Raw genomic sequence first — 22,152 nt, 5'->3', positions numbered from 1 at the left:
ACCGGCGGCCGCCTCGACGGCTACGAGATCCGCACCGCCGCCGTCGCCCGCTCGGTGCCCTGCCTGACCACCGTGCAGGCCATGGGCGCCGCCGTCCAGGGCATCGACCGGCTGCTGCGCGACGAGGTCGGCGTCATGTCGCTCCAGGAGCACGCCGAGCTGATCAACGCCGGCCGCGCCAAGTAGCACCACCGCAGTGGGGGGCACCAGTACCGCCGGGTGCCCCCCACTTCCATGCCCTGGGAGGACTTTGTGTACAAGCTGCTGTTCGACCTCGTCTTCAAGAAGATGGACCCGGAGAAGGCCCACCACCTCGCCTTCTTCTGGGTCCGGCTCGCCTCCTCGGTGCCCGGCCTGCGCGGCCTGGTCCGGCTGGTGCTGGCCCCCCGCGACCGCGCGCTGCACACCGGCGCCCTCGGCCTCGACCTGCCCGGCCCGTTCGGCCTCGCGGCCGGTTTCGACAAGAACGGCGTCGGCATCGACGGCCTGTCGATGCTCGGCTTCGACTACGTCGAGATCGGGACCGTCACCGGTGAGGCCCAGCCCGGCAACCCGGCCCCGCGGCTCTTCCGGCTGGTCGAGGACCGCGCCCTGATCAACCGGATGGGCTTCAACAACCAGGGCTCGGCCCGGGTCGCCGCCCGGCTGGCCGCCCGCCCGCACACCACCTCGACCCCGGTCGTCGGCGTCAACATCGGCAAGACCAAGGTCGTCGAGGAGGCCGACGCGATCGCCGACTACGTCAAGTCGACCGAGCGGCTCGCCCGGTACGCCGACTACCTGGTGGTCAACGTCAGCTCGCCGAACACCCCCGGGCTGCGCAACCTCCAGGCCGTCTCGCACCTCGGCCCGCTGCTCGGCGCCGTCCGCGAGGCCGCCGACCGGACCACCCCGCACCGCGTGCCGCTGCTGGTCAAGATCGCCCCCGACCTGGCCGACGAGGACGTCGACGCCGTCGCCGACCTCGCCCTGGAGCTGGGCCTCGACGGCATCATCGCCACCAACACCACGATCGGCCGCGAGGGCCTGCGCACCCCCGCGGACCGGGTCGAGGAGATCGGCATGGGCGGCCTCTCCGGCGCCCCGCTCAAGGGCCGCGCGCTGGAGGTCCTCCAGCGGCTGCGCGCCCGCACCGAGGGCCGGCTCGTCCTGGTCTCCGTCGGCGGCATCGAGACCGCCGAGGACGCCTGGCAGCGGATCATCCACGGAGCCGACCTGGTCCAGGGCTACAGCGCCTTCATCTACGAGGGCCCGTTCTGGTGCCGCCGCATCCACAAGGGCCTCTCCGCCCGCGTCCGGGCCGGCGGCTTCCGCAACCTGGCCGCCGCCGTCGGCAGCGCGGTCGACGCGCCCAAGGCCGCCTGAACCCCCCTCACCTCCCCGGAAGGACGTCATGACCCTCGCCCCCTTCGGCGCCCGGCTGCGCCACGCCCTCGACGCCCGCGGCCAGCTCTGCGTCGGCATCGACCCGCACGCCTCCCTGCTCGCCGCCTGGGGCCTGGAGGACTCCGTCGCGGGCCTGGAGACCTTCAGCCGCACCGTGGTCGAGGCCCTGGCCGGCCGGGTGGCCGTGCTCAAGCCGCAGGCCGCCTTCTTCGAGCGCTTCGGCTCCCGGGGCGTCGCCGTCCTGGAGAAGTCCGTCGAGGAGGCCCGGTCGGCCGGCGCGCTGGTCCTGATGGACGCCAAGCGCGGGGACATCGGCTCCACCATGGCCGCCTACGCCGAGGCGTTCCTCGCGCCCGGCAGCCCGCTCTTCTCCGACGCCGTCACCGTCAGCCCCTACCTGGGCTTCGGCTCGCTGCGCCCGGCGCTGGACCTGGCCACGGCCCACGGCGCGGGCGTCTTCGCGCTGGCGCTCACCTCCAACCCGGAGGGCGCCGAGGTGCAGCGCGCGGTCGGCTCCGACGGCCTGCCGGTGGCCGCCTCCGTGCTGCGGCAGCTGGCCGCCGAGAACGCCGGCGCCGAGCCGCTCGGCTCGTTCGGCGCGGTGGTCGGTGCGACCCTGGCCGACGCCGGGGTGGACCTGGCGATCAACGGCCCGCTGCTCGCCCCCGGGATCGGCGCCCAGGGCGCGACCATGGCGGACCTGCCGCGGGTCTTCGGCGACTCGGTGCGCAACGTGGTGCCGAGCGTGAGCCGCGACGTGCTGAAGCAGGGCCCCTCGGTCGAGGCGCTGCGGGCGGCGGCCGACCGTTTCGTGCAGGAGTACGCGGACGCGGTCAAGTAGCGCCCGAGGCGGCGGGATTCGCCGCCGCGCGCGCCCGTCGGGGCCGGTGTCGCTCCGAAACCGCCCCGGCACGGTCCGCAGGCGGGCGGGCAAGTGGCGCGACGGGGCGGCGCGCCATCTCAGGAGTTGACGTGAGCGCCGTCACATCGGTGGCGCCAAAGGTCCGCAATCGCGGTCATTTTGCCCGGGAAAGTCCTGGTCGGCCTTGGCTGACCAGGACTTTTCGTGTTCTTTTCCTGACGCGGCGCCGCAATCCGGGTAGTGTCCGGCGATAGGTCATCGAAGAGCCGCGAAACTCGTTGCTCTCGCAGGTCAGGGGCGGCGAGTTCGCCCTGTGGACCGGTGTCCTGGGAACCAAACCAGTCATAGTTCAATCCCTTCCATCCACACCTGAGGTGAACGGCGTGGCTCTTCCGCCCCTTACCCCTGAACAGCGCACCGCCGCGCTCGCCAAGGCCGCCGAGGCTCGCCGGGAGCGCGCCGAGGTGAAGAACCGGCTCAAGCACTCCGGCGCCTCGCTGCACGAGGTGATCAAGGCCGGCAAGGCTGACAACGACGTGATCGGCAAGATGAAGGTCTCCGCCCTGCTGGAGTCCCTTCCGGGCGTCGGCAAGGTTCGGGCCAAGCAGATCATGGAGCGGCTCGGTATCAGCGAGAGCCGGCGTGTCCGTGGTCTCGGAACCAACCAGATCGCCTCCCTGGAGCGGGAGTTCGGCGGCGGTGCCGCCTGACCGTGCCCCGTGGTCCCGGGATCGTCCGCGATCCGGGATAATCGGTGCATGAGTGAGCGTCCGCGGCTGACCGTGCTCTCCGGCCCCTCGGGGGTCGGCAAGAGCACGGTCGTCGCTCATATGAGGAAGCAGCACCCCGAGGTCTGGCTCTCGGTGTCGGCGACGACCCGCCACCCGAGGCCGGGCGAGCAGAACGGGGTCCAGTACCACTTCGTCGACAACGACGAGTTCGACAAGCTGATCGCCAACGGCGAGTTGCTGGAGTGGGCCGTGTTCGCGGGCAACCGCTACGGCACGCCGCGCTCCGCGGTCCTGGAGAAGCTGGAGCGCGGCGAGCCCGTGCTGCTGGAGATCGACCTGCAGGGCGCCCGCCAGGTGCGCGAGTCCATGCCCGAGGCACAGCTCGTCTTCCTGGCTCCGCCGAGCTGGGACGAGCTGGTCCGCCGGCTCACCGGCCGCGGCACCGAGCCGCAGGACGTGATCGAGAAGCGCCTGGAGGCGGCGAAGGTCGAGCTGGCCGCCGAGCCGGAGTTCGACAGCACGCTCGTCAACACCTCCGTCGAGCAGGTGGCGACCGAACTGCTAGCCTTGCTCGGTGTAGGCTGAGCTTTTGTCTTTTCCACCCTTTCGGAAGGTTTTCGCGTGTCCTCTTCCATGACCGCGCCCGAGGGCATCATCAACCCGCCGATCGACGAGCTGCTTGAGGCCACCGACTCCAAGTACAGCCTGGTGATCTACGCGGCCAAGCGTGCCCGTCAGATCAACGCGTACTACTCCCAGCTCGGCGAGGGCCTGCTGGAGTACGTCGGCCCGCTGGTCGACACCCACGTGCACGAGAAGCCGCTGTCGATCGCGCTGCGCGAGATCAACGCAGGCATGCTGACCGCCGAGGCGATCGAGGCCGCCTGAGGCACCCGCCTTCGCCCGCAGGGCCCGTCGGAGTTCGCTCCGACGGGCCCTGCGGCGTTGCTGTCGGGGGCCGTGGGGGTGCCACCGTGCGGGTGATCGCCGACGGGCCGTAGGGTGAGCACGCACCGAGCGAGGAGAGATGGGGATCATGGGCGGCAGCACGGAGCAGGCGGGCGCACCGCGCGTCGTCCTCGGCGTCAGCGGCGGCATCGCCGCGTACAAGGCGTGCGAGCTGCTGCGCAGGTTCACCGAGTCCGGCCACCAGGTCACCGTGGTGCCCACCGAGGCGGCGCTGCACTTCGTCGGCGAGGCCACCTGGGCCGCGCTCTCCGGGCGCCCGGCCGCCACCGCGACCTGGGAACGCGTCCACGAGGTGCCGCACGTGCGGATCGGGCAGAGCGCCGACCTGGTCGTGGTCGCCCCCGCCACCGCCGACCTGATGGCCAGGGCCGCCCACGGGCTCGCCGACGACCTGCTCACCAACACCCTGCTCACCGCGCGCTGCCCGGTCGTCCTGGCACCCGCGATGCACACCGAGATGTGGGAGCACCCGGCCACCCGGGAGAACGTCGCCACGCTGCGCCGCCGGGGCGTGATCGTGCTGGAGCCCGCCAGCGGGCGGCTGACCGGCAAGGACACCGGCAAGGGGCGGCTCCCCGAGCCGTCCGCGATCTTCGACGCCTGCCGGGCGGTGCTGCGCTACGGCGGCGTCCGGACCGACCTGGCCGGGCGGCACGTGGTGGTCTCGGCGGGCGGCACCCGGGAGCCGCTCGACCCGGTCCGCTACCTGGGCAACCGCTCCTCCGGCAAGCAGGGGTACGCGCTCGCGGCGACCGCTGCGGCGCGTGGTGCCCGTGTGACCTTGATCTCGGCCAATGCCGAGCTGCCCGATCCGGCCGGGGTGGACGTGGTGCGGGTGGCCACCGCCCTGGAGCTCCGGGACGCCGTCCTGACGGCGTCCACCGAGGCGGACGCGGTGGTCATGGCCGCGGCGGTGGCGGACTTCCGCCCCGCGGTCTACGCCACCGGCAAGATCAAGAAGGTCGACGGGGTCGAGCAGCCGCCCGTCGAGCTCGTCCGCAACCCGGACATCCTGGCCGAGCTCTCGGCCCACCGTCCCCGTTCGGGCCAACTGGTCGTGGGTTTCGCGGCGGAGACCGACGAGGTGCTCGCCAACGGCCGGGCGAAGCTCGCCCGCAAGGGCTGCGACCTGCTCGTCGTCAACGAGGTCGGGGACGGCAAGGCCTTCGGCCAGGACGTCAACGAGGCCGTCGTACTGGGCTCGGACGGCAGTGAGACGCCCGTTCCGGTGGGTCCGAAGGAGGCGCTCGCGGACGTCGTCTGGGGCCTGGTCGCCGAACGGCTGGATCCGCCCGTCGACTGATCTCGAAGGGTGGGAGGGCGGTCTCCAATTGCGGAATCGCGTGACGATTGTCGGAAGCCGACCGTTACACTCCAGGAATCAAGTCTTTCCGGAAGTTCCCGGGTCCGACCGGGGCTTTCAGTCAGCAGCCGCTGCAACCCCAGGGAGCGCTGTGTCTCGCCGCCTGTTCACCTCGGAATCCGTGACCGAGGGACACCCCGACAAGATCGCTGACCAGATCAGCGACACCATCCTTGACGCTCTCCTCCGTGAGGACCCGACCTCCCGGGTCGCCGTGGAGACGCTGATCACGACCGGCCAGGTGCACGTGGCCGGCGAGGTGACCACCAAGGCGTACGCGCCGATCGCCCAGCTCGTCCGGGACAAGATCCTGGAGATCGGCTACGACAGCTCCAAGAAGGGCTTCGACGGCGCCTCCTGCGGCGTGTCGGTGTCCATCGGTGCGCAGTCTCCCGACATCGCGCAGGGCGTCGACACCGCGTACGAGGCCCGGGTCGAGGGCGACGAGGACTCCCTGGACAAGCAGGGCGCCGGTGACCAGGGCCTGATGTTCGGCTACGCGTCCGACGAGACGCCCGAGCTCATGCCGCTGCCGATCACCCTGGCGCACCGCCTCTCCCGCCGTCTCACCGAGGTCCGCAAGAACGGGACGATCCCGTACCTGCGCCCCGACGGCAAGACCCAGGTCACCATCGAGTACGACGGCGACAAGGCCGTCCGCCTCGACACCGTGGTCGTCTCCACCCAGCACGCCAGCGACATCGACCTCGACTCGCTGCTCACCCCGGACGTCCGCGAGTTCGTCGTGGAGCCGGAGCTGAAGGCGCTGGCCGAGCAGGGCATCAAGCTGGTCACCGACGGCTACCGCCTGCTCGTCAACCCGACCGGCCGTTTCGAGATCGGCGGCCCGATGGGCGACGCCGGTCTGACCGGCCGCAAGATCATCATCGACACCTACGGCGGCATGGCCCGCCACGGCGGCGGCGCCTTCTCCGGCAAGGACCCGTCCAAGGTGGACCGCTCGGCCGCGTACGCGATGCGCTGGGTGGCGAAGAACATCGTCGCCGCCGGCCTCGCCCGCCGCGCCGAGGTGCAGGTCGCGTACGCGATCGGCAAGGCCGAGCCGGTCGGCCTGTTCGTGGAGACCTTCGGCACCGAGACCGTGCCGGTCCTCACCATCCAGAAGGCCGTCACCGAGGTGTTCGACCTGCGTCCGGCCGCGATCATCCGCGACCTGGACCTGCTGCGGCCGATCTACTCGCAGACCGCCGCCTACGGCCACTTCGGCCGTGAGCTGCCGGACTTCACCTGGGAGCGCACCGACCGCGTCGACCAGCTGAAGAAGGCCGTCCAGGCCTGATCCGGTCGTCCGACCGTTTGAGCTCCGACCGCAGGTGGTGGCCGTCCGGTGTGCCGGACGGCCACCACCTGCGGTTTTCTGTCGGTGGGACCTGGTAGTACTTGGGGCGATGAGCAGCACGCAGGGGAGTGACGAGGGCGGAGCGCCGGAACAGCTGGCGTTCATCCGGGAGACGGTCCGCCGGGCCAAGCCGCGCACCTGGCACGGGGCCAAGCGGGCCGAGCACCTGCCGGTGGCCCGGGTGGTCGTCGACAAGGGCGTCCTCACCATCGACAAGTTCTTCGACTACGCGGTGCCCGCCGCGATGGCGGAGGAGGCGCAGCCCGGCGTCCGGGTCCGGGTGCGCTTCGGGGCGCGCGTGGTCAAGGGGCAGCGCGAGGGCGGGGAACTGCACGACGGGTTCGTCGTCGCCCGGCTGGAGAAGAGCGACTTCCCCGGGCCGCTGGCCCCGCTCGCCCAGGTCCTCTCGCCCGAGCCGGTCCTCACCCCGCAGCTGCTCCGGCTCTGCCGCACCGTCGCGGACCGGTACGCCGGCACCCTCGCCGACGTCCTCCAGCTGGCCGTCCCGCCCCGGCACGCCAAGGCCGAGGCCGAGCCCTCGCCGCCGCCGGGCCCCCGCCCGCCCGTGCCGGAACCCGGCGGCTGGTCGCGCTACCCGGCCGGACCCGACTTCCTCACCGCGCTGGCCGCCGGCGGCGCGCCGCGCGCCGTCTGGACGGCGCTGCCCGGACCGGGATGGCCGTACGAGGTCGCCCGCGCCGTCGCCGCCACCCTGGCCGGCGGGCGCGGCGCCCTGGTCGTCGTCCCGGACGGGAAGGCGGTCGCCCGGGTCGACCGGGCGCTGACCGAGCTGCTCGGCGAGGGCATGCACGCCACCCTGGCCGCCGACCTCGGCCCGCGCGAACGCTACCGGCGCTGGCTCATGGTCAGCCGGGGCTCGGTGCACGCCGCCGTCGGCACCCGGGCCGCCATGTTCGCGCCCGTCCGTGACCTCGGGCTGGTCGTCGTCTGGTCCGACGGCGACTCCAGCCACAGCGACCCGCGCGCCCCGCACCCGCACGTCCGCGAGGTGGCCCTGCTGCGCGCCGCCGAGGAGGGCGCCGCCGTGCTGCTCGGCGGGCACGTGGTCACCGTGGAGGGCGCGCAGCTGGTGCGGACCGGTTGGGCCCGGCCGCTGGCCGCCGACCGGGAGACCGTCCGGAAGGTCGCGCCGCGGGTGCGGACCGTCACCGACCAGGACCAGCACCGGGACGCCGCCGCGCAGGCCGCCCGGCTGCCCTCGATCGCCTGGGAGGCGGCCCGGGAAGGGCTGGCGGCCGGCGGGCCGGTGCTGATCCAGGTGCCCCGGCGCGGCTACGTGCCCCGGCTGTCCTGCGGCCGCTGCCGCACGCCGGCGCGTTGCCGGCGCTGCGAGGGCCCGCTGGAGGCGGCCGGCGCCGACGCCCCGCTGCACTGCGGGTGGTGCGGGGAGGAGGAACGGGACTGGCACTGCCCCGAGTGCGGATCGTTCCGGCTGCGGGCCTCGGTGGTGGGGGCACGGCGGACGGCGGAGGAGCTGGGCAAGGCGTTCCCGCAGGTGCCCGTGCGGACCTCCGGGCGGGACGCGGTGCTGACCACGGTGCCGGACGAGCCCGCGCTGGTGATCTCCACCCCCGGCGCCGAACCGGTGGTCGAGAGCGGCAACGGCTACGCGGCGGCGCTGCTGCTGGACGGCTGGGCGTTGCTCAGCCGCCCGGACCTGCGGGCGGGGGAGGAGACGCTGCGCCTCTGGCTGGCCGCCGCGGCGCTGGTGCGGCCGTCGACCGAGGGCGGCACGGTGGTCGTCGTCGCCGAGCCGACCACGCGGCCGGTGCAGGCCCTGGTGCGCTGGGACCCGATGGGGCACGCGGGGCTGGAGCTGGACGAGCGGGCGCAGCTGCACTTCCCGCCGGTGGCGCGGATGGCCTCGGTGGCGGGCAGCCCGGCGGCCGTGGCCGACCTGCTGGGGCTGATCCGGCTGCCGGAGGGGGCGGACGTGCTCGGGCCGGTGCCGGTTCCGGCGTTGCGGGGGGAGGAGCAGGAGCGTGCGCTGCTGCGGGTCCCGCCCGGGCAGGGCGCGGCGCTGGCGGCGGCGCTGAAGGCGGCGCAGATCGCGCGGATCGCGCTGCGCACGCCGGAGGCGGTGAAGGTGCGGATCGATCCGACGGACATCGGGTGAGGGGCGGGACGGGCTGAGCCGCCCCCCAGCCCGGTGGCCGGTGGGTTGGTCAGCCGCGGAGGGGGACGCCGGGGCGGTCCAGGGGGGAACGGTCGATCGGCGTGCGGTCGATCGGGGTTCGGTCGAGGGCGGTGCGGTCCAGGGTGGAGCGGTCCAGGGTGGAGCGGTCGAGGGCGGTGCGGTCGAGGGTGGAGCGGTCGATCGGGGTGCGGTCCAGGCTGCCGCGCTCCATCGCGGCCCGGTCCAGGCTGCTGCGGTCGAGCCCGCCCTGGCGGGCGGCCGGGACGGTGGCGGCGAGGCCGGTCGGGGCGGGTGCGGGGGCCGGGTTGTGGCCCGGAGCGTGCGCGGCGGGCAGGTCCTCGGAGCGGTCCGGGCGGCTCGGGTTCGGCACGGTGCCGCCCGCGGCCAGCAGTTCGCCGGCCGGTCGGCGCATCCCGTAGCGCCGGTGCACCGCCTGCTTGGTGACCCCGAGAGCGGAGCCCACCGAGTCCCAGGAGAAGCCCAGCGCGCGGTCGAACTCGACCGCCGCCGCCACCAGCGTCTCCACGCTCTCCCTGAGTTCCTGCGCCAGGCGCACCGTCGGCGCGGGGGCGCGCCCGTAGACGACGAACCCCGCCGAGGTGCTCGGCCGGCGGGGCCGGTAGACGTTGCCCAACTGGGCGGTGAGCGTCCGCAGCGCGTCGACCTGCCGCCTCACCCGCTCGATGTCCCGCACCAGCAGGTGCAGGCTCGCCCGCGCCCGGGCGTCGTGGTTGATCTGCTCGGCCATGGCCTACGTGCCACCTTCCGTACGGTTCGGCTCGACCGGAGCGCCCTTCCCGCGCGCTCCGGCGTTGGTCAATCCCACTTGACCAACGCCGGACCGCCCACCGGGGTCACGCGGCAAGGTGGGTCGGGATATGCCAGAAACCGGCACGGGCGGATTGCATAGACTGATCGGCGGCCGATTCCGACGGCCGAAGCCAGCCGCCCGCACCCGACCAGCACCCCGACGGACAGGAGCCCGCATCCGTGGCGATCCAGCCGATCCGCATCTTCGGAGACCCCGTCCTACGGGCCACCGCGCAGCCCGTCACCACCTTCGACAAGGAACTCCGGAACCTCGTCAAGGACCTCACCGACACCATGCTCGACGCCCCGGGTGCCGGTCTGGCCGCGCCTCAACTCGGCATCTCCCTGCGAGTGTTCACCTACCACGTGGACGGCGTCACCGGTCACCTGATCAACCCGGACCTGTCGCTGAGCGACGAGGAGCAGGAGGGCCCCGAGGGCTGCCTCTCGCTGCCCGGCCTGCGCTACGACACCCGGCGCTCGTACGGAGTCGTCGCCAAGGGCTTCGACATGCACGGCGAACCGGTCACCGTCGAGGGCACCCAGTTGCTCGCCCGCTGCATCCAGCACGAGACCGACCACCTCGACGGCATCATCTTCATCGACCGCCTGGACACCGAGCAGCGGAAGGCCGCGCTCAAGGCGATCCGGGACTCCGACTGGGGCAGCGGCCCCGCGCCGGTGGTCAAGGTCTCCCCGCACAGCACCTTCGGCTCGGCGCGCTGACCGTCCCGGCCCGCGCCGCTCCGCCCGTTCCCTCCCCGGCACCGCCCGGACCCGGCACCGCCCGGACCCGGCACCGCCCCGACCCAGCACCGCCCCGACCAGTACAGCCGGGCTCCGTACAGCCCGGACCCGGTACAGCAGAAAGGCACTTGATGCGCCTCGTGTTCGCCGGCACCCCCGAGGTCGCCGTTCCCGCCCTGGACGCCCTGCTCGCCTCCGACCGGCACGAGGTCGTCGCGGTGGTCACCCGCCCCGACGCCGTCTCCGGACGTGGCCGCAAGCTGGTCGCCAGCCCCGTCGCCCAGCGCGCGGAGGAGGCCGGGATCGAGGTCCTCAAGCCGGCGAAGCCGAGCGACCCCGACTTCGTCGCCCGCCTCACCGAGCTCGCCCCCGACTGCTGCCCGGTCGTCGCCTACGGCGCGCTGCTGCGCCCGGGCACCCTGGAGATCCCCGTACACGGCTGGGTCAACCTGCACTTCTCGCTGCTCCCCGCCTGGCGCGGCGCCGCCCCCGTCCAGCACGCGGTGATGGCCGGCGACGAGGTCACCGGCGCGTCCACCTTCCTGATCGAGCAGGGCCTGGACTCCGGGCCGGTCTACGGCGTGCTCACCGAGGAGGTCCGCCCCACCGACACCAGCGGCGACCTGCTCGGCCGCCTCGCGCACTCCGGGGCCCGCCTGCTCGTCGCCACCATGGACGGCATCGAGGACGGCGCCCTGCACGCCCGCCCGCAGCCCGGCGAGGGCGTCACGCTCGCGCCGAAGATCAGTGTCGAGGACGCCAGGATCGACTGGACCACCCCCGCCCTGCGGATCGACCGCGTGGTGCGCGGCTGCGCCCCCGCCCCCGGCGCCTGGACGCTCTTCCGCGGTGAGCGGCTCAAGGTCACCGGCCCGGTCGGGCTGCTGCCGGGCTCGGCGGAGCTGGCCCCCGGTGAGCTGGCCGTCGGCAAGAACTCCGTCCGGGTCGGCACCGGGAGCCACGACGTCGAGCTGGGCGAGGTGCGGCCGCAGGGGAAGAAGGCGATGCGGGCCGCGGACTGGGCGCGCGGCGCGCGGATCGAGTCCGGCGAGCGGCTCGGCGAGGAGCCGATCGGGGAGCCGGGCGCGTAGTCCGGCGGCCGGGCCACCGGCCCGGCCGGCGGTCGGGCCGGAGAGGCCCCGGCACGGGTCGTCCCGCCGGTGAGCCCGCGGTCCGGGTTTCGCGTTACTGTTCCAGAGATCCCGGGATCCGGAGATCCCGAGATAACCCCCGCAGCACTTTGAGGCACATCCCATGAGCACGCCCAGCAGCACCCCCGGCACCCGCGGCGCCAAGCAGGCGCCCCGTCCGCACCGCCGGCCGAAGAAGGACCCGGCGCGAATCGTCGCCTTCCGCGCCCTGCGCGCCGTCGACGAGCGTGACGCCTACGCCAACCTGATCCTTCCCTCGCTGCTCCGCGAGGCTGAGCAGAAGGGCATGGACCGGCGCGACGCGGCGCTCGCCACCGAGCTGGTCTACGGCACCCTCCGCCTCCAGGGCACCTACGACGCGGTCATCGCCGCCTGCATCGACCGGCCGCTGAGCAAGGTCGACCCGCCGGTCCTCGACGTGCTCTCGCTCGGCGCCCACCAGCTGCTCACCACCCGCATCCCCAGCCACGCGGCCGTCTCGGCCACCGTCGAGCTGGCCCGGGTGGTCCTCGGCGACGGCAAGGCCAAGTTCGTCAACGCCGTGCTGCGCCGGATCAGCGCCCACGACCTCGACGAGTGGATCGGCCTGGTCGCCCCGCCGTACGAGAAGGACGCCGAGGACCACCTCGCCGTCGTCCACTCGCACCCGCGCTGGGTGGTCGCCGCGCTCTGGGACTCGCTCGGCCGCTGGCAGCCCGACGCCTCCGGGCGCGCCGCGGTGGAGGAACTGCTGCGCGCCGACAACGAGCGCCCCGAGGTCACCCTGATCGCCCGGCCCGGCCGGGCGACCGTCGGTGAGCTGGCCGAGGCGCTGCCCGAGGCCGAGCCGGGCCGCTGGTCCCCGTTCGCGCTCCGGCTCGCCGAGGGCGGCGACCCGGGTGCGCTGGCGGCGGTCCAGGAGAACCGGGCCGGTGTCCAGGACGAGGGCAGCCAACTGGTCGCCCTCGCCCTCGCCGCCGCCCCGCTCGACGGCCCCGACCGGCTCTGGCTGGACGGCTGCGCGGGCCCCGGCGGCAAGGCCGCGCTGCTCGCCGCACTCGCCGCCGAACGCGGCGCCGCGCTGGTGGCCAGCGAGAAGCAGCCGCACCGGGCCCGGCTGGTCGCCCGCACGCTCGCCGGCAACCCCGGCCCGTACACCGTCATCGCCGCCGACGGCACCCGGCCGGCCTGGAAGTCCGGCGGCTTCGACCGGGTCCTCGTCGACGTGCCCTGCTCCGGCCTGGGCGCGCTGCGCCGCCGGCCGGAGGCCCGCTGGCGGCGTCGCCCGCAGGACGTCGCCGCCTTCGGCCCGCTCCAGCGCGACCTGCTCACCTCGGCGATCGACGCGGTGCGGGTGGGCGGTGTGGTCGGCTACGCCACCTGCTCGCCGCACCTCGCCGAGACCCGGGCCGTCGTGGACGACGTGCTGCGGGCCGAGGGCGGCAGGGTCGAGTGGATCGACGCACGACCGCTGCTGCCGGGCGTCCCGGCCCTGGGGGAGGGGCCGGACGTCCAGCTCTGGCCGCACCTGCACGGGACGGACGCGATGTACCTGGCGCTGCTGCGCCGTACGGCGTAGCGGGGCGCGGCAGGACGGACGACGCGACGGGCCGGGGCCCGGCGGGCGGCCCCGCCGCGCCCGGCCGGGCCGTCCACCGGCTCCCGGCGGGCGGTGCGGGTACGGCCTCAACGTCCGCTGAGCGCCGGTGAGTGGGGTGCCTCCCTGGGCGTGGTGGCGCGGGCCGCAACCGTGGCCGAGCCCGCCGCGTGGGGCCTCGTGGCGGCCGGGACTGTGGTGGAACCGTTCGGGGCGGTGCTCGGCCCGGCCTGGGAGGTCACCACGCCGCGGACCAGCTCGCGCAGCCAACGATGGCCCGCGTCCTGGTCGTTGCGCGGATGCCAGGCCATGCTCAGTACCACCTCGGGCAGCTCCACCGGCAGCGGGAACGTGGTCAGCCCCAGCGCGGTGGCCGCCGCGCCGCCGAGCCGGGCCGGTGCCAGGCCGACCAGCTCGGTCTCGCGGAGCAGGAACAGTGCCGCGGTGAAGCTCGGCACGATGGTCACCACCCGCCGGGAGAGTCCGACGTCGGCCAGCCGTTGATCGACCGGGCCGGGCCCGCGGCCGTGCCGGGAGACCGCGAGGTGGTCGGCGTTCGCGAACTCGCGGGCGGTGGGCGGCGGGCCGACCGTCAGCGGGTGCCCGGTGCGGGCGACGCCGACCAGACCGGTGGTGGTGAGGGGCTCGGTCCGGGTCTCGGGGTCCAGGTGGTCGATCACGCCGACCTCCAGGTCCACCACGCCGTCGCGCATCGCCGTCGTCCCCTCCAGGTGTTCCCCGAGGAAGCGCAGCGTCACGGCCGGCGCCTGCGCGCGGACCGTCTCGACCAGCGTGGAGCCGATCGCCGTCAGCAGGACGTCCCCGGTCTGGAGGGTGAAGCGGCGGTTCAGCTGGGCGGGTTCGGTGGCGGTGTGGGGGACCAGCAGCGCCTGGCCCCGGCTGACCAGCGCCCGGACCTCCGCCCGTAGTTCCACCGCGCGCGGGGTCGGGACCAGGCCGCGGCCGGCCCGGACGAGGATCGGGTCGCCGAGGACGCGGCGCAGCCGCCCCAGGGTGCGGCTCATCGCCGGAGCCGAGGTGTGCAGCCGCTCGGCTGCGCCGGTGACGCTGCCCTCGTCGAGCAGGGCGTCCAGGGCGACGAGCAGGTTGAGGTCGAGATCGGGCATGGGCTTCTCCGCGAGTGTTCGGTCGACTGGGTGGGGGTGGTGGGGGAGGTGGATGACCAGAACTGGAAAGTATGGTGACCAGGCTTTCACTGGAGTGCATGCAGATTCGGCATCTACCGTCGATCGTGACAACTCCCCTTCGGAGTAAAGGATCTGACGCGATGAATGACAATGACATGTTGGCGGTAGCCTGCCAAGGCGGCCGTGTGCTGGTCTTTCTCTCTGCGGACGGCTCTCGGCGGCTCGGTGAGGTGCCGCTGCCGCCCGAGCCGCACGAGATATTGTTCGACGCCGACCGGAGGCTGCTGTACTGCACGGTCACCTACCGCTCGGGCTTCTACGAGCACCACGGCGAGCAGGCTACCGAGTTGGTCCTGATCGATCCGGATCACTGGGTAGTGGTCGAGACCATTGACCTGGCGCCGGAGTGCGCCCCGCACGGGCTGGCGCTCGATGCGGCGCGCGCGCTGTTGTACGTGAGCGTGGAGGCCGGGCCTGCCGGGGACGGGGCGGTGCTCACGGTCGACCTCGCCGCGCGCAAGGTGGTGGAGCGGACCGGGATCGGCGCACCGGGGCCGCACTGGTTCGCGCTCACGCCGGACGGGACCAAGGGCTACACGACGAACAAGGAGGCCCCGTTCCTCACCGTCGTGGAGACGGCGTCCGGTCCCGGCGGCCGGGGCCGGACCGGGGGGACGGTGGCGGTGCCCGGCAGCGAGGGCATCGCCATGAGTGCCGACGGGCGGTACGCGGTGGTCGCCACGCCGAAGCTGGACCTGACGGGCGCCCTCGCCGCACCGCCCGCCCTGACGGTGGTCGACGTCCGGACCGACCGGGTGGTGCGCACGCTCCCGCTGGCGGCGCCGGCCGTCCCGGTGCACCGGACGGCGGGCGGCCTGGTGCTGGCCGGGGAGGTCCACCTCGCGGCCCCGGCGGCGGACGGCGGGCCGGTGCCGGCGGCCGGGCGGCTGCGGATCTTCGGTGCGGCCGGCGGAGGGCACGCGGCACCCGAGGAACTGGTGGAACTGGGGGAGGTGACGGTCGGACAGGTGCCGCTGACCGTCCACTCGTCGCCGGACGGCAGGTTCGGGTACGTCGCCGCCATCGCCTCGGACACGGTGACCGTGGTGGACCTGACCGAGCGCCGGGTGGTCCGCGAGGTGGACCTGGGCCGGGGCGCCGGGCCCCACGGGCTGGCGTACGTGCCGGCGCCCCGGTAGCGACGCCGGCACCGCCCCGGGCGGTGGCCGATCACGGTGGTGCCCCGCCCGGCGAGCGCGTTCGCGCTTCGCGGGGTGCGGGCGGGGCGGGGCCCTCGTGGTCCCGGGCGTGGCCGCAGGGCGGGGAAGGGGTGCGGGCGTCGGGGGGCGTGGGGTGGGGCCGGGCACTCGCCGCCGGAGCGGGACGGTTCCCGGCCCGTGGCGGGCCGTCTCGTGCCGGGACGGAAAGGAGCGCGCAGGGTTCTCAGGGCGCGCGAGATGTCTGACGCGCGGGGCGTGCGGCCCGTCCTGGGCGCCCCGTTTCGCCGGTCCCGGGGCGACGGACGGGACCGGTCCTTCCCGGTGGACCACTGAGGATCCGGCACCTGACGGCCGCTATCCTGCCGGGATGACCACCGGTGCCGGGCTGTTGCCGCTGCTCTTCCTCGACGTCGACGGACCGCTGATCCCGTTCGGGGGCCCGGCCGGGCGGTATCCGGTGTTCCCGCAGAGCGAGGATCCGTCGAATCCGCTGCTGGGGCGGCTCGATCCGGCGCACGGGCGCCGGTTGGCGGCGCTGCCGTGCGAGCCGGTGTGGGCGACGACGTGGGGGCCCGACGCCAACGCGCACCTCGCGCCCCTGCTCGGGCTGCCGGAGCTGCGCGAACTGCCGCAACGGGCGGAGGGCGGCGAGGCCGCGGCCGACGCGTGGGCGGGGCTGAGCCCGAAGACGCGCGGGATCGTCGCGTTCGCGGCCGGCCGGGACTTCGTCTGGGTGGACGACGAGATCGGCGGCCCCGACCGGGCCTGGGTGGCGCGACACCACCAGGGGCGGGCGCTGCTGTGGTGGGTCGATCCGGCGGTCGGGCTGACGGACGGCGACTACGCGGCGGTCGGGGCCTGGTTGCACGAACGGGCGGGCGGGTAGCGCGAGGACGAGGGCCCGTGGCTTGCCGGACGGGCCGGGGGAGGACTCCCGGAGGGGGCGTGCGGTGGGACGGACGGCGGGTCGGACCGTGGCGGGCTGGGGGGCGGCATGCGCCGTCCTCGGCGCTGCGGTGATGCTGTGGAACCTGGCGGTGGGGTGGCCGTGGGTGACCTGGCCCGCCGTGCTGCTCGGCGCGGGGCTGGTGGCCGCCTCGGCCGGTCTGCTGCTCGCACCCGGCGCGGACCGGTGGTTCGACGCGCTGGTGGTCGGCGGGGTGGCGGCGCTGGTCCTGGTGGCGGTGGGGACCACGGCCGGCACGGCCGGGAACGTCCTGCGGTGGGGGCGGACGACCGAGCGGGTGACGGTCGTGCTCGGGGACTGCCGGGTGACGGACCGGCAGTGGGACGAGGTCGGGGGGTGGTCGGAGCGGGTCGAGTGCCGGCACACCTGGTCGGTCGGCGACCGGGTGTTCGACGAGCGGCGTGCGGCGGACCGCCGGTACCCGGACGGGCACGAGCTGCGGCGGTGGGCCACACCGGGGCGGGCGGAGCTGGACGAGCACGCGTGGACGTCGGTCGCCGTGCCGGGGGCGTTCGCGGTGGTGACGGACGGGCTGGTGCTGTTCCTGGCGTGGGTGGTGGCGTGGAGCCGGGTCCGGGGGCCCGGTAAGCGTGAGGCGGGCGCGGACGGCGCTGCCGACGACGGTGCCCCCGACGGCGGTGCCGGGAGTGTTGAGGGGGCCGGGGACGTCGGGGATCCCCGTGTCGGGGGCGGGGAGCGTTCGGCGGCGGGTGGGGCGGGCACCTGACGGTCGGCCCCGCGCTGCGGGGGCGCCCTCCTGCTCGGCGCGGGCGGACGCGCACCCGTGACCCCGCGCGGCGGAGAACGCGCGGGCGGGGCCGGGGGCGTCCGGCGGGCGCACCTGCGGGCCCAGCAGCAGGCCGGTGCGGCCAGGTCAGCCCGTGGCGGACCGGGCGGCGCGACGCCGGCGCTTGCCGAGCGGGGCCTGCGAGAGGTCCTCGGACTGGGAGCGGAGGTTCTTGTGACCGTAGCCGCGGTCGTCGAGCCACGCCCGGGCGGACCGCTCGGCACGGTCGGCGGCTTCGAGGATGTCCTCCTCGGCCTCGCCGGTGTCCTGGAACCGGAAGGTGAAGACGGCGCGCGCGTCGAGGTCGTAGCTGAGGTGCCCCTCGGGGGTGAACGACGCGTGGAGCACGTCGTGCTCGGCGGCTCGGGACCGGAGTTCGGCGAGCTGCTCGGGGGTGAGGCCGTCGAAGACGCCGCGGACGGTGATGCGGAAGGTGCGGGTGGTCATCCGTCGAGCCTAGTGAGGGGCTCGGAGCGGGTGCCACGGGTTTTCGGCGGACGCGGTCCGGCCCCCGCCACGGGGGTGGGCGGGGGCCGGACGTTCGGGGGTGGAGGCGCTCAGACCTCCTCGGGGCCGCCGGCGGTGGTGCGGACGCAGCTGTAGGGGAGCGGGGGGATGCCGTTGAACCCCTGGGTGGTGTAGGCGGTCGAGTAGGCGCCGCAGGAGAGGATCCAGACCGGGTCGCCGGAGGCGGCGTCGCGGGGCACCGGCATACCGGGGCCCTCGTCGGCGTAGGCGTCGTCGCTGTCGCAGGTGGGGCCGGCGACCACGGCGGGGACGGTCTCCGCGCCGGCCCGGCCGGGGAACTCCAGCCGGTACCGGAGCTCGTCCATCTCGTACAGGCCGTTGAACTTGCCGCAGCTCAGGTAGAGCCAGTGCACCCTCTCACCGTCGAGCTGTTGACGTTCCGTCAGGCGTGTCACGTGGGCGCGGATGGCGCCGTGGTCGGCGACCAGGTGGCGGCCGGGCTCGATCAGGAAGTCCAGCGGCGCGGCGGACGCGTCGCGCAGGCGCTGGATGCCCTCCCGGATCACCGCGAACATCTTGTCCACCGGCGGGTCGAGCGGGCGGCCCTTCCGGTCCAGGACTCCGAGGGCGGGCAGGCCGCCGCCGAGGTTGACGTGGTCCAGCAGGATTCCGCGCCGGCCGGCCTCCTCGACCACGGCGGTCAGGGCTTCCAGGGCGTTCTGCCAGGCCTCCGAGGTGAGCTGCTGGGAGCCGACGTGCACGGAGAGCCCGGCCGGGGTCAGTCCGGCGGCGCGGGCCGCCTCCAGGACCAGGACGGCGTCCTCGGGCGAGCAGCCGAACTTGCGGCTGAGGCCCCAGAGCGCGCCCTCGCCGGTGGTGGCGAGCCGGCAGAAGATCCGGGCGCCGGGGGCGTGCACGGCGATCGCGGCGACGTCCGCCAGGCTGTCGGTCGCGAAGTCCCGGACGCCGAGCCCGTACGCCTCGGCGATCTGGCGGTCCGACTTGATGGTGTTGCCGTAGTGGATCCGGTCGACCGGGACGCCGGTGCGCAGGGCCTGGGCGATCTCCTGAGGTCCGGCCGCGTCGAAGCCGGAGCCCCGTGCGGCCAGGGCCGCCAGCACCTCGTCCACCGGACAGGCCTTCATGGCGAACCGGACAGCGACATCGGGCAGTTCGCGCAGCAGGGCGTCGTACTGGGCCTCGATGCCGTCCAGGTCGAGGACGAGTCGGTCGTCCTCACCGGTGGCCAGGGCGGCGCGCAGCCGGTCGTACTCAGGCATCGTCGGTACTCCAACCGGGGCCGGCGGGGGCCGTGTCGGGCCCGTCCGGCGAAGAGCTGCGGGCGTGCTTCTCCGGGGCGGGCGCCGTCGACAGGTGCCGGACGGCGCGGACGCCTGCGGCGGAGGTGGTGCGGGCGAGGGGGGACTCGCCGTCGTCGCTGAAGCAGGGGTGCTCGGAAGCGGCTCGATACAGGTACCCGTCGGGCTTCGGTATCACGTCACTCCAAGGTTCGGGTCGGGGCATCGGGCTGATGGCCGTGCAGGCGGGCGGCGCCCGGGCATGCCGGAGCGCCGGTTCGCGCGCATGGTGAGGCAGGGCCGGACGCGGCCCTGAGGAGAAGTCGGACGTGCGGTGGCGCCGGCTGACGGGCGTCAGACGGCGGGAGGGTCAGGTGGTGGGCTGTCGGATGTCGTCGGCGCAGGAGGGCGGGATGCGGGAGGCTCCGGCGGCGCGCCGTCGCGCGGCCGGGCGTACCGGGGCGCCGGTCGGCGGTCGGCATCGCCAGGCGTGCGGGCGGATGCCGTGGCCGGAATTCCTGGCCTCCTTCTCGGTCGATTCCCCCGCGTGGGGGCTGACACCCTCGCTGGAACAGGTGGCGTCATTCGTCAACTCGCGTGTTCGCCAAGGTGTCTCGGGAGGTGTTCCGGCCTCGTTAAACCTGCGTTCCCTCTACCGTGGACTAGACCAACTTGCGGTGTCAACCCTTGCTCGGGAGAGCTCTGGAGGTGGCTTCGTGAAGGTGGCGAACCGGGCATGACCTGCGCCGGAGCCTTCGGATCCGTCCTCGTCCGAACGGGTTGTGGAGGTGTCCGGCCGAACGGGCAGTGGCGGGTGCCTGTTCGTGCAGGGCGGCGTCCGAAAGGGCACCAACCACACGCCCCTCGGCGGGCATTGACGATGCGTCCGGCCTCCGCGATGGCCCGGTCGGCCGGGTGCCCGGGACGGGCGATGCCCCCGGGGCGTCGGAACACCGGAGGCATCGGTCGGGGCGGTCGGGGTGGAGCGGGCGGGCCGGGGCGGTCGGAATCCGGCCGGGGCCGCCCCGGCCGGAAGCGGCGGTGCGGCGCCGGCGGTGCGGCGCGGGCGGTGGGGCGCGGGCGGTGGGGCGCGGGCGGTGGGGCTACGGGTGGACCTGAAGGACGAGCTTGCCCCGGAGGTGTCCCTGCTCGGCGCGCCGGTGCGCGTCCGCCGCCTCCGGGAGCGGGTGGACGCCGTCGACGTGGACACGGATCCGGCCGTCGTCCAGCAGTGCGGCGAGTTCGCCGAGGTCGCCCCCGTCGGACCGCACCTGCTGCATCCGGTCGGGCAGTGAGATGCCGAGTCCGGTGGCCCGTTCGCGGTGGTAGTCGCCCAGGTAGACGGGCAGGATCAGGCCGCCGCGCCGGACGGCCGGGAGCAGGCGGTGGGCGTCCGGCCCGCCGACCGTGTCGACCAGGAGGTCCGCCGCGTCCCGGGCGGCCTCGGCCGCGGGCGTCCGCGTGTAGTCGACGAACTCGTCCACGCCGAGCCCGCGGAGGAACTCCTCGTGCCGCCCGGAGGCGACGCCGATCACCCGCTCCGCGCCGGCGAGGCGGGCGAGTTGGACGGCGAAGTGTCCGACCCCGCCCGCCGCGCCGTTGACCAGGGCGGTGCCGCCCGACAGGGGGCGCAGCTCCCGGATCAGGAACTGGTAGGCGGTGAGTCCGGCCATCGGTACGGCGGCGGCCTCGACGTGGTCGAGCGCCGCCGGCTTGGCGGCCAGGTGGTCGGCGGGTGTCGTGACGTACTCGGCGTACCCGGAGCCCTGCCCCGGGAAGCGGATCATCCCGAAGACCTCGTCCCCGGGCTGCCAGGCGGTGACGCCGTCGCCGAGCGCGGCCACCACGCCCGAGATGTCGCTGCCGAGGACGAGCGGCGGCGTCCACGGGGGCCGGAGCCCGGCCGGGATGCGGGCGAAGCCGGTGCGTGCGTACAGGTCGGGCGGGTTGATTCCGGCGGCGTGCACCCGGACCAGCACCTCGCCCGGCCCGGGCACCGGCCGGGGGACCTCCTCGTACACCAGTACCTCGGGGCCTCCGAAGGCGTGCAGGCGGACGGCCCGCATGGTCGCGGCGTGGTTTCCCATGGCTGTCTCTTCCTCTCCCCGTGCGCCCCCGGGCCTCTCCCCGGCCGCGGGGGCGACCGCCCGGTAGAATCCGGAGCGGTGCTCCGGTAAGAAAACCGGAGCAGTGCTCCACTTGTCAACGGTGAGGATCCCCATGCCCGTCGAGCCCGCCCCGCCCTCCGCCGGGCGCGCCCCGCGCGCCGACGCGCGGCGCAACCGCGACCGCGTGCTGGAGGTGGCGGCGGAGGTGGTCGCCGAACAGGGGGCCCAGGCGTCCCTGCGCGACGTCGCCCGCCGCGCCGACGTCGGACTCGGCACGCTCTACCGCCACTTCCCGACCCGGGACGCCCTGCTGGAGGCCCTGCTGCGGCGGCGGTTCGAACTCCTCGCCGACCGGGCGGACGCGCTGGCCGTCGCCGAGCCGCCGGAGCGGGCGCTGAGGGTCTGGCTGCGCGAGTTCACCCTCGGCGCGGGCGCCTACCAGGGGCTCTCGGCCGCCCTGCTGGCCACTCTCGGCGATCCCGAGTCACCCCTGCACGCCGCGTGCCTGGCGATGCGTCAGGCGTGCGGTCGACTGCTGTCGGCGGCGCAGCGGGACGGCCTGGTCCGCGCGGACGTCGACGCCGTCGACCTGTTCGCCCTGGCCAACGCCCTCGCGTGGATCGCCGACCAGGCCCCGAGTCTCGCGGAGCGGGGCGATCGCCTCTTCGGTCTGGTGCTGGACGGCCTGGCGTCCCGGGGCGGAGATGCCGCGTCCGCGGGGCGCTGAACCCCGGGGCGTTGAACCCCGGGGCGTTGGCGCCTGGATGCGAACCCGGGGCGTCGAGGTGCGCGGCGCTGATGCCGGGGCGGCGCGCGAGGATCCGGCCGAGGGCGCTCGCCGGTGCCGGCGACCGTCGCGGACCTGCCTGACCGGTGCCGCGCCATCGGCCGGTGGCCGGCCGCGAAGGGCACCGGGCGCCGGTACGGAAGGGCGGGCCGGTGGACGCCCGGTGTACGGGCGGGCAGCGCGGCGGTGGCCCGCCGGGTACTCCGGTGGCGGTTCCCGGACCGGCGTTCCGGGCGGGACCGCCCCCGCCACCGCC

20 protein-coding genes and 1 pseudogene are annotated in these 22,152 nt (G+C 74.6%); 16 read left to right on the top strand and 5 right to left on the bottom strand.

The window, feature by feature from the left end; all coding sequences use genetic code 11:
• The 9 genes from ABZY91_RS36335 to ABZY91_RS36295 all read left to right on the top strand — a co-directional run.
• Positions 1–186 (top strand): hypothetical protein (locus ABZY91_RS36335; protein WP_355407782.1); only part of this gene is annotated, 186 nt, incomplete at its 5' end.
• A gap of 66 nt (positions 187–252) precedes the next feature.
• Positions 253–1,365, top strand: a complete 1,113-nt coding sequence (locus tag ABZY91_RS36330) for a quinone-dependent dihydroorotate dehydrogenase (RefSeq protein WP_329878688.1) — start codon at positions 253–255, stop codon at positions 1,363–1,365.
• A 28-nt stretch (positions 1,366–1,393) separates the two neighbouring features.
• Positions 1,394–2,227 carry an orotidine-5'-phosphate decarboxylase gene (pyrF, locus tag ABZY91_RS36325; RefSeq protein ID WP_355407780.1) on the top strand — a complete coding sequence of 278 codons (834 nt, stop codon included), beginning with the start codon at positions 1,394–1,396 and terminating at the stop codon, positions 2,225–2,227.
• Positions 2,228–2,631: 404 nt separating this feature from the next.
• Positions 2,632–2,958, top strand: a complete 327-nt coding sequence (mihF, locus tag ABZY91_RS36320; protein ID WP_030056187.1) for an integration host factor, actinobacterial type — start codon at positions 2,632–2,634, stop codon at positions 2,956–2,958.
• 48 nt (positions 2,959–3,006) lie between these two features.
• The gene (gene gmk, locus ABZY91_RS36315; RefSeq protein WP_327675652.1) at positions 3,007–3,564 is read left to right on the top strand and encodes a guanylate kinase; all 558 of its coding nucleotides are present in this window, start codon (positions 3,007–3,009) and stop codon (positions 3,562–3,564) included.
• A 36-nt stretch (positions 3,565–3,600) separates the two neighbouring features.
• A complete protein-coding gene (rpoZ, locus tag ABZY91_RS36310; protein ID WP_030240625.1) occupies positions 3,601–3,867 on the top strand; it encodes a DNA-directed RNA polymerase subunit omega in 267 nt (88 codons plus the stop codon).
• 148 nt (positions 3,868–4,015) lie between these two features.
• Positions 4,016–5,251 (top strand): bifunctional phosphopantothenoylcysteine decarboxylase/phosphopantothenate--cysteine ligase CoaBC, encoded by a 1,236-nt coding sequence (coaBC, locus tag ABZY91_RS36305; RefSeq protein WP_329947947.1) that lies wholly within the window; start codon positions 4,016–4,018, stop codon positions 5,249–5,251.
• Between the two features lie 151 nt (positions 5,252–5,402).
• Positions 5,403–6,611: a methionine adenosyltransferase gene (gene metK, locus ABZY91_RS36300; protein WP_329947948.1), complete on the top strand. Its 1,209-nt coding sequence runs from the start codon at positions 5,403–5,405 to the stop codon at positions 6,609–6,611.
• 109 nt (positions 6,612–6,720) lie between these two features.
• Positions 6,721–8,808, top strand: coding sequence for a primosomal protein N' (locus ABZY91_RS36295; protein ID WP_329947949.1), 2,088 nt, complete (start codon positions 6,721–6,723; stop codon positions 8,806–8,808).
• A 424-nt stretch (positions 8,809–9,232) separates the two neighbouring features.
• On the opposite strand, the pseudogene ABZY91_RS36290 reads toward ABZY91_RS36295, so the two are convergent.
• Positions 9,233–9,577 (bottom strand): annotated as a pseudogene (locus tag ABZY91_RS36290) (hypothetical protein); the annotation flags it as partial.
• Between the two features lie 242 nt (positions 9,578–9,819).
• Here ABZY91_RS36290 and def point away from each other — a divergent pair.
• The 3 genes from def to ABZY91_RS36275 all read left to right on the top strand — a co-directional run bounded on the left by def (position 9,820) and on the right by ABZY91_RS36275 (position 13,095).
• Positions 9,820–10,365 (top strand): peptide deformylase, encoded by a 546-nt coding sequence (gene def, locus ABZY91_RS36285; RefSeq protein WP_329877314.1) that lies wholly within the window; start codon positions 9,820–9,822, stop codon positions 10,363–10,365.
• A 152-nt stretch (positions 10,366–10,517) separates the two neighbouring features.
• Positions 10,518–11,477, top strand: a complete 960-nt coding sequence (gene fmt, locus ABZY91_RS36280; protein WP_329947950.1) for a methionyl-tRNA formyltransferase — start codon at positions 10,518–10,520, stop codon at positions 11,475–11,477.
• Between the two features lie 163 nt (positions 11,478–11,640).
• Positions 11,641–13,095: a transcription antitermination factor NusB gene (locus ABZY91_RS36275; protein WP_355407776.1), complete on the top strand. Its 1,455-nt coding sequence runs from the start codon at positions 11,641–11,643 to the stop codon at positions 13,093–13,095.
• Positions 13,096–13,202: 107 nt separating this feature from the next.
• On the opposite strand, the gene ABZY91_RS36270 is transcribed toward ABZY91_RS36275, so the two are convergent.
• On the bottom strand, positions 13,203–14,240 hold the full coding sequence (locus tag ABZY91_RS36270) for a LysR family transcriptional regulator (protein WP_355407774.1): 1,038 nt from the start codon (positions 14,238–14,240) through the stop codon (positions 13,203–13,205).
• Positions 14,241–14,446: 206 nt separating this feature from the next.
• On the opposite strand from ABZY91_RS36270, the gene ABZY91_RS36265 reads away from it, so the two are divergent.
• From ABZY91_RS36265 to ABZY91_RS36255, 3 genes are all read left to right on the top strand, one after another.
• A complete protein-coding gene (locus ABZY91_RS36265; protein WP_355407772.1) occupies positions 14,447–15,460 on the top strand; it encodes a YncE family protein in 1,014 nt (337 codons plus the stop codon).
• A 388-nt stretch (positions 15,461–15,848) separates the two neighbouring features.
• Positions 15,849–16,367 carry a hypothetical protein gene (locus ABZY91_RS36260; protein ID WP_355407770.1) on the top strand — a complete coding sequence of 173 codons (519 nt, stop codon included), beginning with the start codon at positions 15,849–15,851 and terminating at the stop codon, positions 16,365–16,367.
• A gap of 166 nt (positions 16,368–16,533) precedes the next feature.
• Entirely contained in the window at positions 16,534–17,175 is a 642-nt protein-coding gene (locus tag ABZY91_RS36255; protein WP_355407768.1) for a hypothetical protein, read from the top strand.
• A 147-nt stretch (positions 17,176–17,322) separates the two neighbouring features.
• Here ABZY91_RS36255 and ABZY91_RS36250 read toward each other — a convergent pair whose 3' ends face one another.
• From ABZY91_RS36250 to ABZY91_RS36240, 3 genes are all read right to left on the bottom strand, one after another.
• Positions 17,323–17,682, bottom strand: a complete 360-nt coding sequence (locus ABZY91_RS36250) for a DUF6204 family protein (RefSeq protein ID WP_355407766.1) — start codon at positions 17,680–17,682, stop codon at positions 17,323–17,325.
• Positions 17,683–17,792: 110 nt separating this feature from the next.
• Positions 17,793–18,983 carry a type III PLP-dependent enzyme gene (locus ABZY91_RS36245; RefSeq protein ID WP_329947956.1) on the bottom strand — a complete coding sequence of 397 codons (1,191 nt, stop codon included), beginning with the start codon at positions 18,981–18,983 and terminating at the stop codon, positions 17,793–17,795.
• Between the two features lie 1,121 nt (positions 18,984–20,104).
• Entirely contained in the window at positions 20,105–21,088 is a 984-nt protein-coding gene (locus tag ABZY91_RS36240; RefSeq protein ID WP_355407764.1) for an NADP-dependent oxidoreductase, read from the bottom strand.
• A gap of 133 nt (positions 21,089–21,221) precedes the next feature.
• On the opposite strand from ABZY91_RS36240, the gene ABZY91_RS36235 reads away from it, so the two are divergent.
• A complete protein-coding gene (locus ABZY91_RS36235) occupies positions 21,222–21,836 on the top strand; it encodes a helix-turn-helix domain-containing protein (RefSeq protein WP_355407762.1) in 615 nt (204 codons plus the stop codon).
• Positions 21,837–22,152 lie beyond the last annotated feature (316 nt).

Source organism: Kitasatospora sp. NPDC002965, assembly GCF_040611255.1.
Classification (GTDB): Bacteria; Actinomycetota; Actinomycetes; order Streptomycetales; family Streptomycetaceae; genus Kitasatospora.
Note: the sequence above shows the minus strand (reverse complement) of the source record. Positions and strands in the feature narration are given on the sequence as shown.

Coding starts and splice junctions, on each gene's coding strand:
- ABZY91_RS36295 (WP_329947949.1), top strand. CDS start 6,721: ATGAGCAGCACGCAGGGGAGTGACGAGGGCGGAGCGCCGGAACAGCTG.
- ABZY91_RS36260 (WP_355407770.1), top strand. CDS start 15,849: ATGACCACCGGTGCCGGGCTGTTGCCGCTGCTCTTCCTCGACGTCGAC.
- ABZY91_RS36245 (WP_329947956.1), bottom strand. CDS start 18,983: ATGCCTGAGTACGACCGGCTGCGCGCCGCCCTGGCCACCGGTGAGGAC.
- ABZY91_RS36275 (WP_355407776.1), top strand. CDS start 11,641: ATGAGCACGCCCAGCAGCACCCCCGGCACCCGCGGCGCCAAGCAGGCG.
- ABZY91_RS36250 (WP_355407766.1), bottom strand. CDS start 17,682: ATGACCACCCGCACCTTCCGCATCACCGTCCGCGGCGTCTTCGACGGC.
- coaBC (WP_329947947.1), top strand. CDS start 4,016: ATGGGCGGCAGCACGGAGCAGGCGGGCGCACCGCGCGTCGTCCTCGGC.
- ABZY91_RS36235 (WP_355407762.1), top strand. CDS start 21,222: ATGCCCGTCGAGCCCGCCCCGCCCTCCGCCGGGCGCGCCCCGCGCGCC.
- ABZY91_RS36240 (WP_355407764.1), bottom strand. CDS start 21,088: ATGGGAAACCACGCCGCGACCATGCGGGCCGTCCGCCTGCACGCCTTC.
- ABZY91_RS36270 (WP_355407774.1), bottom strand. CDS start 14,240: ATGCCCGATCTCGACCTCAACCTGCTCGTCGCCCTGGACGCCCTGCTC.
- pyrF (WP_355407780.1), top strand. CDS start 1,394: ATGACCCTCGCCCCCTTCGGCGCCCGGCTGCGCCACGCCCTCGACGCC.
- gmk (WP_327675652.1), top strand. CDS start 3,007: ATGAGTGAGCGTCCGCGGCTGACCGTGCTCTCCGGCCCCTCGGGGGTC.
- fmt (WP_329947950.1), top strand. CDS start 10,518: ATGCGCCTCGTGTTCGCCGGCACCCCCGAGGTCGCCGTTCCCGCCCTG.